The sequence below is a fragment of the Marivirga sericea genome (assembly GCF_900177665.1).
In the GTDB taxonomy this organism is placed as follows: Bacteria; Bacteroidota; Bacteroidia; order Cytophagales; family Cyclobacteriaceae; genus Marivirga; species Marivirga sericea.
Window position 1 is genome coordinate 1 of sequence record NZ_FXAW01000016.1, and the last position, 10,121, is coordinate 10,121.

At 36.1% G+C, this 10,121-nt stretch carries 7 protein-coding genes, 2 tRNA genes and 1 pseudogene; 9 read left to right on the plus strand and 1 reads right to left on the minus strand.

Annotated elements, in window-relative coordinates; translation table 11 throughout:
* Positions 1 to 745: pseudogene (locus B9Y84_RS20080) on the plus strand (TonB-dependent receptor); the annotation flags it as partial.
* 133 nt (positions 746 to 878) lie between these two features.
* On the opposite strand, the gene B9Y84_RS20085 reads toward B9Y84_RS20080, so the two are convergent.
* Positions 879 to 1,415 carry an RNA methyltransferase gene (locus B9Y84_RS20085; protein WP_085519195.1) on the minus strand — a complete coding sequence of 179 codons (537 nt, stop codon included), beginning with the start codon at positions 1,413 to 1,415 and terminating at the stop codon, positions 879 to 881.
* 47 nt (positions 1,416 to 1,462) lie between these two features.
* On the opposite strand from B9Y84_RS20085, the gene mutS reads away from it, so the two are divergent.
* The 8 genes from mutS (at position 1,463) to B9Y84_RS20125 (ending at position 10,039) form a co-directional block, all read left to right on the plus strand.
* Positions 1,463 to 4,066: a DNA mismatch repair protein MutS gene (mutS, locus tag B9Y84_RS20090; RefSeq protein ID WP_085519196.1), complete on the plus strand. Its 2,604-nt coding sequence runs from the start codon at positions 1,463 to 1,465 to the stop codon at positions 4,064 to 4,066.
* A 277-nt stretch (positions 4,067 to 4,343) separates the two neighbouring features.
* A complete protein-coding gene (locus tag B9Y84_RS20095; protein ID WP_085519197.1) occupies positions 4,344 to 5,363 on the plus strand; it encodes a PAS domain-containing protein in 1,020 nt (339 codons plus the stop codon).
* A 19-nt stretch (positions 5,364 to 5,382) separates the two neighbouring features.
* Positions 5,383 to 7,167, plus strand: a complete 1,785-nt coding sequence (locus tag B9Y84_RS20100) for a toxin-antitoxin system YwqK family antitoxin (RefSeq protein WP_085519198.1) — start codon at positions 5,383 to 5,385, stop codon at positions 7,165 to 7,167.
* Positions 7,164 to 7,940, plus strand: coding sequence for a transporter (locus B9Y84_RS20105; RefSeq protein ID WP_085519199.1), 777 nt, complete (start codon positions 7,164 to 7,166; stop codon positions 7,938 to 7,940). The genes B9Y84_RS20100 and B9Y84_RS20105 overlap by 4 nt, the downstream gene beginning before the upstream one ends.
* Positions 7,941 to 7,949: 9 nt before the next feature.
* Positions 7,950 to 8,696: a hypothetical protein gene (locus B9Y84_RS20110; protein WP_085519200.1), complete on the plus strand. Its 747-nt coding sequence runs from the start codon at positions 7,950 to 7,952 to the stop codon at positions 8,694 to 8,696.
* A 117-nt stretch (positions 8,697 to 8,813) separates the two neighbouring features.
* Complete coding sequence (locus B9Y84_RS20115; protein ID WP_085519201.1) at positions 8,814 to 9,746, plus strand: acyl-CoA desaturase; 933 nt, start codon at positions 8,814 to 8,816, stop codon at positions 9,744 to 9,746.
* 76 nt (positions 9,747 to 9,822) lie between these two features.
* A tRNA-Gly gene (locus tag B9Y84_RS20120) sits at positions 9,823 to 9,895 on the plus strand.
* A 60-nt stretch (positions 9,896 to 9,955) separates the two neighbouring features.
* Positions 9,956 to 10,039: transfer RNA gene (locus B9Y84_RS20125), tRNA-Leu, on the plus strand.
* Positions 10,040 to 10,121 lie beyond the last annotated feature (82 nt).

The window sequence follows — 10,121 nt, forward strand, 5'->3', positions numbered from 1 at the left end:
ATCGATGAATTATAGAGGCATTAATTTTAATGATTTGAGAGTGAATAATACCAATATTTTGGTAGATCCAAACTTAGAGGATGAAAGTGGGTACAATGCTGATTTAGGCTTTAGAGGAAATTACAGTGACTTCTTAAACTTTGATTGGAGTTTGTTTTACTTAGCATATAATAACAGATTGGGAGCCCTATTAAGATATGATGATGCAATTGATGGTTTTCCTAGAATCTACAGGTTTCGAACTAATGTGGGTAATGCTGGAATTGCTGGCTTCGAATCGTATACGGAAATGAACTGGAGCAAATTTTTGAACCCTAGGCCCATTCATGAATTCTCAACCTTTTTAAATGCTGCATTTATCAGAGGTCGATATGGTGAAGAAAATATGGAGAGTTCGATAGCCGGAAATAAGGTTGAACTAGTTCCTGACATCAATATTAAAACAGGTTTAAATTATAAATGGGGTGACTTTTCTTCCACAATGCAATTCACCTATTTAAGTGAACAGTTTACTGAAGCAACAAATGCAGAAAGAACAGCAACCGGTGTGGATGGTATTATTCCTGCTTTTCATGTATTGGACCTAAGCGCAAAATACAAATACAAATTTGCTCAGCTAGAAGCAGGAATTAATAACCTAACCAATAATTACTATTTCACCAGAAGGGCAACAGGATATCCCGGCCCTGGAATAATCCCGTCAGCTGGAAGAAATTTTTATGTAACGCTCGATTTGAAGTTCTGAATCACAAAACATCATTTTTCTTTTTAGGGTAATCCTACTGCTTGTTTTCAATATTTAGTAATCTGAATCTGTGAGATCTATCCCCTTGAGGGGATTATAGGGGTGTTTTGCTATACCAGAGAATGATTTAAACTTATCTCACCATCCCACCCTTCAAAACAGAATGCCAAAGTACCACACCTATACTAACAGATATATTCAAAGAATGCTTGGTGCCAAATTGAGGGATTTCCAAGCAATGATGGCTATTGTCCACAACTTCCTGTTCTACTCCATATACTTCATTTCCGAAAATAAAAGCATATTTTTCATCAGGGTTAGGCGTGAATTTTTCCAGACTTAAACTGTTTTCTGCCTGTTCAACGCTTAAAACTTGATAACCCTCTTTTTTTAGTTGTTCAACTGCATCAAGCGTATTTTCGAAATGCTCCCATTCCACGGTATCTGTAGCGCCCAGAGCTGTTTTATTAATTTCTCTATGAGGAGGTTGGGCGGTAATACCACATAAATAAATTTTTTCGATTAAAAATGCATCCCCAGTTCTAAAGGCAGAACCTACATTATTCATGCTTCTGACGTTGTCCAACACTAAAACGATTGGGTTTTTCTTCACCTTTTTGAATTCATCAACTTCCAATCGATTTAATTCTTCATTGGCTAATTTCCTCATATTTTATCATCTTTGAAGTGCAAAACTAAGAACATTTCCCTAAAAGCATGGCGAAGACTCAAGAAGCAAAGGAAACCCCTTTAATGAAACAATATAATCAGATAAAAGCCAAATATCCAGGTGCGCTTTTACTGTTTCGTGTGGGCGATTTTTACGAAACTTTTGGGGAAGATGCTGTCAAAGCGAGCAAGGTCTTAAATATTATCCTGACCAAAAGGGCAAACGGCTCTGCGTCACATATTGAATTGGCTGGTTTTCCTCATCACGCGATGGATAACTATTTGCCAAAATTGGTGCGCGCAGGGCATAGAGTTGCCATTTGCGATCAATTGGAAGATCCGAAATCTGTAAAGGGAATTGTCAAAAGAGGAGTAACCGAATTGGTAACTCCAGGTGTTAGTTTTGATGATAACGTATTAGAAACAGGTCGAAATAATTACTTAGCATCTATTCATTTCTCCAAGAATACGCTAGGGGTCGCTTTTTTAGACATCTCTACCGGTGAGTTCATGACTGCTTCTGGAAACGCCTCTTACATCGATAAATTACTGCAGGGATTTCAACCTTCGGAAATTATTTATTCTAAATCAGCCAGAGAACATTTCTCGCACAGATTTTCAGATGATTATAATGTCCATCATCTGGAAGATTGGATTTATGCTTTCGATTTTGCCTACGAAAAATTAACAAAGCAATTTAAAACCAATTCATTAAAAGGCTTTGGTATAGAATCATTAGAGGAAGGAATAATTGCAGCGGGCGCTATTCTTCACTATTTGGAAGAAACCGAGCACAAAAAGATTGACCATATTGCTTCTATCTCTAGAATTGAGGAGGAAAAATATGTGTGGATGGATAAATTCACTATCCGTAACCTTGAATTGGTTTACCCTCAACAAGAAGGAGGGATTCCTCTGATTCAGATTTTAGACAAAACGCTCACCCCTATGGGTTCTCGCCAAATTAAAAAATGGATGGTTTTACCGGTGAAAGATAAAGCGGTGATTGATGAACGACTTCAAGTAGTGGAATCATTTCACAAACATCCCGACTCAACAGAAAGTCTGCGCGCTTCCTTAAAATCAATGGGCGATGTAGAAAGATTGATTTCAAAAGTGGCTGTTGGAAGGGTCAATCCGAGGGAGCTGAATCAACTAAAAAAAGCCTTGGGCTTAATGATTCCATTGAAAAAAGCGCTGGATGAATCCGAAGAGCAAGCTTTGAAAAAACTTTCCAATCAAATAAACCTATGTGAGTTCCTCTATGAATTGATTGACGCACAATTAATGGAAGATGCTCCTTTGCTGACCAATCAAGGTAATTTGATTAAAGAAGGCGTGGACCATGACTTAGATGAGCTGAAGAAAATAGCGTTCTCAGGGAAAGATTATCTACTTCAATTGCAAAAGCGGGAAATGGAAAAAACAGGGATTACTTCTCTCAAAGTGGCTTACAATAAAGTTTTTGGGTACTATTTAGAAGTGACTAATTCACATAAAGATAAAGTGCCGCAGGAATGGATCAGGAAGCAAACTTTAGTGAATGCAGAAAGATATATTACGGAAGAACTGAAAGAATACGAGGAAAAAATATTAGGTGCAGAAGATAAAATGGTGGTGATAGAGCAAAGAATATTTCAAAGCCTGCTGCAAAATGCCATGGATTTTGTGAGCCCTATACAGCAGAATGCCAGAATTGTGGCGCAGGTAGATTGTTTATTGAGCTTTGCGGAAATCGCTACAGCCAATGATTATGTAAAACCCTTCATTACTGAGAATACTACTTTAGATATCAAACTAGGTCGGCATCCAGTGATAGAACAACAACTGCCACATGGAGAAGAATATATTCCTAATGATGTGTTTTTGGATAATGAGACGCAGCAAATCATGATCATCACGGGTCCAAATATGGCGGGTAAATCAGCTTTACTCAGGCAAACGGCATTGATTGTGTTGATGGCACAAATGGGCTGTTATGTGCCGGCAAAATCAGCTGAAATTGGTCTGGTGGATAAAGTGTTTACAAGAGTCGGAGCTTCTGATAATCTTTCTAAAGGTGAATCTACTTTTATGGTAGAAATGACGGAAACCGCCAGCATTCTCAATAATCTTTCTGATAGAAGTTTAGTTTTGATGGATGAAATCGGAAGAGGGACTAGTACTTACGATGGTGTTTCCATTGCCTGGAGCATAGTGGAATTTTTACATAACCACCCAAAATCTAAAGCCAAAACCCTTTTTGCTACGCATTATCATGAATTAAATCAATTGGCGCATGATTTCTCAAGGATTAAAAACTTTAATGTGTCGGTAAAGGAAATTGATGGAGAAATAATCTTTTTAAGAAAATTAAAAAAGGGAGGAAGTGAGCATAGCTTTGGTATTCATGTAGCACATTTAGCAGGAATGCCTAATCCAGTGGTACTTCGAGCCAATGAAATTATGCATCACCTGGAGAAAGATAAAATCCGTGATAAAGCCAATCGAAGAATGAATGAGGTCCCAAAAAATAATTATCAGTTGAATATGTTTGAAGCAGATCCTGTCCTTTCTGAAATTAAGGATTTATTAGATAAACTGGATATTAATTCCATGTCACCAGTGGAGGCACTCCTAAAACTGAATGAATTAAAGAGTAAATTAAAGTAGAAGTCACATATCAATTCCTCTTAGAAGAACGGCAACAGTCATTCATAAAATGCCTTAAGCAAAATAATGGGTTTTTATAATTTTAATTTCATCGTAAAAAAGTGATTTTGCCCCTAATTCATTACCTATTAAAAGCATAGCGAAAAGAATATTTAAAACTTTCTTTCTTGAAAATTGTCTTTGACTGGCCTCTCCAGTATAGTTTAAGTACAATAGTGAGAGGCTAGTAAAAGTAGATATCTAAACATTATGGTATCTATTCTGTTTAAAGAATCTTATGGAAAAAGTAATAAATATTCAACAAACACAAAAGGCAAAAAAAGACCCCATCGATTATTTGTCCGAAAATGTGGTGCTTTTGTCTCTGAACGAAAATTTTGATGTGCTTTCTGCGAATGAGACTTTCCTTAAAGTAACAGGATTTGATCGGATAGATTTAGATAGATTAAATTTCTTTCAACATCTATGCGATGAGCTGCCTGATTATATTCGAGATGAATTAAATTATTTACTGCGTCAGCAAAAATCATGGAATGGTAATTTTGCCCTGCCAAATGTAGAAGGCAAGGCTTCTTGGTTTCACACCAATATAATTCCTTCTAGAGATGAAAATGGCAGGTATATTGGTTTTAATTTGTTAGCAACTGTAGGAGAGTCGCAGCAAAGCATGATTACCGAGAAAGAGACTACGGAAAGCTGGATGAAGGCAATATTTAATGATGCTGATGAGGGTAATATTTTAATTGGTTTGGATGGAAATGTAATCGAATTCAATGCAACCGCATATGAATTTATGTCTTGGTATACTCATAAAGAATTAAGGCTTGATGAAACTATGCACCATTATTTTGGGAATAGTTTTTCGAATACTTTCAAAGCTTTTTTCCAAAAAGCAAAGAATGGCCAGAAGCAAAAATTTTGTAGATCATTTAAAAATTTAAGTGGCTACGAAAAAATTGTGAATATGGAATTGAAGCCTGTTGCAGATTCCAGAGGAATTATTGTTGGGGTAATTCTAAATTCAACAGACATTACTGCAGAGGTGAACCTAGAGAGAAGAATTAGAGTCTCAGAAAAGAAATTAGACGATATAGCCTTTATAAATGCTCATGAAGTGAGGGCTCCACTAGCATCCATTTTAGGGTTGTTGAATTTACTTGATTTTGAATCAGTCGATGAAAGTGGAAAATTAATACTAAATCATCTCAAAAAGTCCGCAAACGATTTAGAGAAAATTATCCATAAGGTTTCTGAAAGCACATATTTGACGAACTCAGATTCTAACATCTCAGCATAAATTTTAACGATATTCCTTTATGAATAAAATACTTTTACTCCCTTTTATAGTACTATTCTCTATCCAACTAAATGCCCAGAACTTAGATAAACTAAGAATCATGTGCATTGACGAAGTAACTGTATCGCAATACAGTGGTGAACTATCGCAAGTAGAACTACAAAATCAAATTGCAGCAATAGGTTTTAGGTACATTGAAAATGGTCAAAATAAATATCATCAAGACTTGATTGTTTATGATTGCAATACAGGGGCTGTAAAATTTACAGCTGTTTTCGATGAAAATGAATTAGTGAAAGAATTTGTCCTATACGAGTCTCAAGACTTACCATCTAAAAAAATCAATTTTGCTAAAAATAATGAATCTGATTATGTCGATTTGACTTTCAACTACAAAGGACAAGATATCCCTGCCCATCCTACTGGTAAAGCGGAGATTTTCCAATCTGGCCAAATAAGTCAGACTATTCTGTTCAATCAAAAGGGAGGTATTCCAATTGTTACAAATTATGATAATAACAAAAACAAAATTTCCGAAGGCGGTGCGACCATTTCAGGATACCTTCAAAAAGAATGGGGAATAACTAAAACAGGAGAGTGGAAGTATTTTGAAAATGGTCAAATAAATTCGGTTTCAGTTTATGCTGATAATGGACATGAAACTGCAGATAAGCTCTACAGCAACGGAAACTTACTTAAAGAAAATAAATATATATCCGATAATACTACTGAAACGACCATCTTTTTTCCCAACGGAACTATCAAAGAAAGTGGAACACAGCAGGCGGATATTAGAATAGGAAAATGGAAGCGTTTCAATACAAAAGGAAAACTTGAAACTACAGTTGAATATAGAAAGGGGGCGGAAGTTCTAAAAACTGTATATGATGATCAAGGCAATGTCGCAAAACATATAGAATTAAAAACCGCTAAAGCAGATTTGCCTAAATCATTACAAGCATTAAACAGAGTTTACGAAATTACCACTTTTTACCCGGATTCAACACTGAAGTCTTTAGGGTATAAGGAAGAAAACAATAAAGTTGGCGTGTTTGAATACTATAATTCAAATGGGGAATTGAGTGAAATTAAAGAATACGATTTAGATGGCGCTGAAATCAATAGTTTAGAGGCAGACACTTATAAGGCAATAAAGGAAAAAGAGCGAGCAATTTATCAAGAGCTCCTTGTCGCTAAAACTACCCTGCCGCTCAATCTTTTGCTTGAAAGTGAAATTCAATTATTAACAGACTCATTGCAAATAGATTTTGATAGTTTGATGATGAATTATGATTACAGCAAAGATTACGGCCAGCAATATTCAAAACTACTAAAGCAAACTGCTAATTTTGGAAACTTATCCAATAAGATTGTATGGTATGATTCTTTGGTAACCTCAGCAGTGGATTTTAATAATGAGGTTTGGTCGTATTCGGATGATTTATATGACACAGAATTATTGCTAAATCAAAAATTAGCCAATTTAAAAGTAAAAGGAAATATAGCTTGGCTTAAAGAGAATTATTCTAGATCGAAAAAGACCTTATTCGGCAAAAAATTAATAGTAGTAAATGAGCAAGGAGAAATCTATAATGCAATTATAAACGAGATATATCCAACTATTAAGAAAGAGATTTCAGCTTCCAACGATAAATATAAGGCAATAGCCATATCGGAAGAATTTGTATATTTGGTAAAAAAAGCTGCTGCCATAATTGACCAGCCCGATGCACAATTTCAGGAATCATTGGAGCAAACAAATTCCATCCGAGAGAAAAAACAATTGTTTCTATCAATAAAATGAAAAAATTATGCCTTTTAATCTTGATGTGCCTGCCCTTTCTGAGTCAAGGTCAATATAGCGAAAGCATTGCAACAGCAAGACCAGGAGCTGCAAATGGTGCGGGAACTGTTGGAAAAGGAATTCTACAGTTTCAGGCAGGAATTCAATTTGATAATTTAACCGATACCTCTGACTGGTATATTAATAACGTATCAGAAAATCTTGTTGTTCGCTTTGGAATTCGTGAGCGTTTTGAAATAAGTGCCGTTATTAATCACATTAATTCCATTGAATACTTGAGTGACAGTGAAGAATCAATAGTTCGCAATGGATTAAATACTAGCCTAATTAGAGCAAGGACAAAAATCAATGATAACATGGCATTTCAAGTGGGGATTGAGACCAGATTGAGAGGAAATGACTATCAAATTAGGTACATAGCGCCGAGATTTCGTTTGATGTATAATACTAAGTTGGGAAGGAATTCGAGTTTGACCACCAATTTGGGTGGCGTTTGGAACGGTAATGATAGCAAGCCCAGAGGTTTTTATGTATTTAGTTATTCCTTGTCCTTGACTAATAACTTATCATTCATTGCAGAGAGCTATGGTGATTTTGTCCGCTCTGGAATCAATAATTATTTTGATATTGGTTTGGGTTATAATATCAGCAAGGATTTGTTAATTGATTTAAATGGTGGGTGGGGGGAAAACTATCCTTATAAAAGCTACTTTCTTACAGCAGGAATTTCCTACAGGCTAATCACTAGGTTTAGACCAGATGAAATGAAATAGAGTTAGTTCATGAAGGCCTATTTGATATTTTTCTCTTTGGTGCTCTTTTCAGCGAGGGTTAGTGCACAACAACTTCAGCCTTTGGTTTTTTCAGGAGGAAAGAATTTTGTCGGAAAAAACGTCATCCAAGTTGAATACGGTCTTAATTTCGAGCGACAGATCAACAGCATAAATAAAATTGATCAACAAGTTTCACAATATGGTTTGGTAAAATATGGGGCACTCAAAAACCTAGACCTCTCCTTCAGCTACAACTTTACAAGAGAACAAACTTTCGTTTCTGACCAAATGCGGAGAGCAAACGGATTATCAAATGTAACTGCTGGATTTAAAACAAAAATAGCTCCTAACTACTCGTTAAAATCAGATGTGGGCTTTTCAAAAAACGAGTTAGGGAAGCTATTAGGTAGCTTTCAAATTTTGGGAATATCCGAACATAGTATTGATAGTTTTCTGGCATGGGAGAATAATTTAGGGCTTAATTGGCGAAATGGTGAACCGCAGGCTAATCTAGTGTATTTATCAGGGCTCACTTTTACTGTGCCTTATCCTCTGGATATAATCTTTGAATTCTATGGACAATATGGAGAATTAGCGTGGAACAACTACGCAAATATTGGGGTGGGTCACTATTTTAATGCTGATTTGATGCTAGAAGCATATGTGGGCTATGGCAATACCCTCAATCAGCAAAGTGCTTTTTGTTCTGTTAACTTGTATTGGCGATTGGTCCCCTCAAGCTACAATGAAAAATAAATCAGAGAACCTTTCTTCAATAAGAACTATTTTGGAAATCAATTCGTTTTGATTTTTCAAGATTAAAAAGGGAATAGTCTTATCTTTGTCTTATCTATTAATTACACATTATTACAAATGGCAGTTGCAGTAAAAGAAAACTTAAAAATTCGAAAAAAAGGCACTTGGAAAAAGGAAGTTAGCTTTGCTATAGTGCATTTATTGCCTCTGGGTGCAATTTGGACAGGTGCAACATGGTTCGATTGGACAGTTTGTGCTTTCCTATATGTTTGGCGAATGTTTTGGGTAACAGGCGGTTATCACAGATATTTCGCCCATAGAAGTTATAATACTTCCCGTTGGTTTCAGTTTTTGATAGCGTTTTTTGCACAGACTTCTGCTCAAAAGGGGGCTTTATGGTGGGCTTCTCATCATCGTCATCACCATAGAAATAGTGATACATTGAAAGATCCGCATAGCATGTTGCATTTTGGATTTTGGTATTCACACGTAGGCTGGATTATTGGATCTGATTTTAAGCAAACAGACTTCAAGGTAATTTCTGACTACAGTAAATACCCGGAATTAAGATGGTTGAACAAAAATTATCTAGTGCCGCCTGTTATTTTAGCGATTACCGTTATGGCTCTAGGCGGAATAGTGAACGGAGGTAGCATTTTAGCAATGTTCACAACAGCTGGGTTTTCTACGCTGTTTATCGGCTTCTTTTTAAGCACAATCATTTTGTATCATGCTACCTTTTCTATTAACAGCATTATGCACAAATTTGGGAATCAGCGTTATGAAACAGGAGATGAATCTAGAAACAGCGTTTGGTTGGCATTATTGACTTTAGGAGAAGGATGGCATAATAATCACCATTATTATGAATCTTCAGCCAGACAAGGATTTTTTTGGTGGGAAATTGATCTTACTTACTATGGTCTAAAATTTATGTCAATGCTAGGACTGATTTGGGACTTGAAACCAGTGCCAAAACATATTAAAAAATCAAAGAATAGACAGGAGGCAAAAGCACTAAAAGAGCAAATGAAAAATCAGGCTGCATAATTTTTTCAAATTTTTTATGCATTGCTATTGTATTTTAAAAACTGCCTGTTAAATTTGCAATCCCATTGAGGGAAAAGCGAGAGTAGCTCAGCTGGTAGAGCGCAACCTTGCCAAGGTTGAGGTCGCGAGTTCGAACCTCGTCTCCCGCTCAAATTAATCATAAGTGAGCATAAGGCTCACTTATTTTTTTGACACCTACAGTCATTCTAGCCGGGATGGTGAAATTGGTAGACACGCAAGACTTAAAATCTTGTGAACATTAGTTCGTGCGGGTTCAAGTCCCGCTCCTGGCACAAAAGCTTCTCAGTAATGAGAGGCTTTTTGTATTTTATGGCATTTATACTAATTTGTATTTATGTTTATTACCTACGCCCT

What these genes read in the sequence shown, in the direction of transcription:
- B9Y84_RS20105 (WP_085519199.1), top strand. Translation starts at nt 7,164, where the DNA reads ATGAAAAAATTATGCCTTTTAATCTTGATGTGCCTGCCCTTTCTGAGT.
- mutS (WP_085519196.1), top strand. Translation starts at nt 1,463, where the DNA reads ATGGCGAAGACTCAAGAAGCAAAGGAAACCCCTTTAATGAAACAATAT.
- B9Y84_RS20095 (WP_085519197.1), top strand. Translation starts at nt 4,344, where the DNA reads ATGGAAAAAGTAATAAATATTCAACAAACACAAAAGGCAAAAAAAGAC.
- B9Y84_RS20115 (WP_085519201.1), top strand. Translation starts at nt 8,814, where the DNA reads ATGGCAGTTGCAGTAAAAGAAAACTTAAAAATTCGAAAAAAAGGCACT.
- B9Y84_RS20085 (WP_085519195.1), bottom strand. Translation starts at nt 1,415, where the DNA reads ATGAGGAAATTAGCCAATGAAGAATTAAATCGATTGGAAGTTGATGAA.
- B9Y84_RS20100 (WP_085519198.1), top strand. Translation starts at nt 5,383, where the DNA reads ATGAATAAAATACTTTTACTCCCTTTTATAGTACTATTCTCTATCCAA.
- B9Y84_RS20110 (WP_085519200.1), top strand. Translation starts at nt 7,950, where the DNA reads ATGAAGGCCTATTTGATATTTTTCTCTTTGGTGCTCTTTTCAGCGAGG.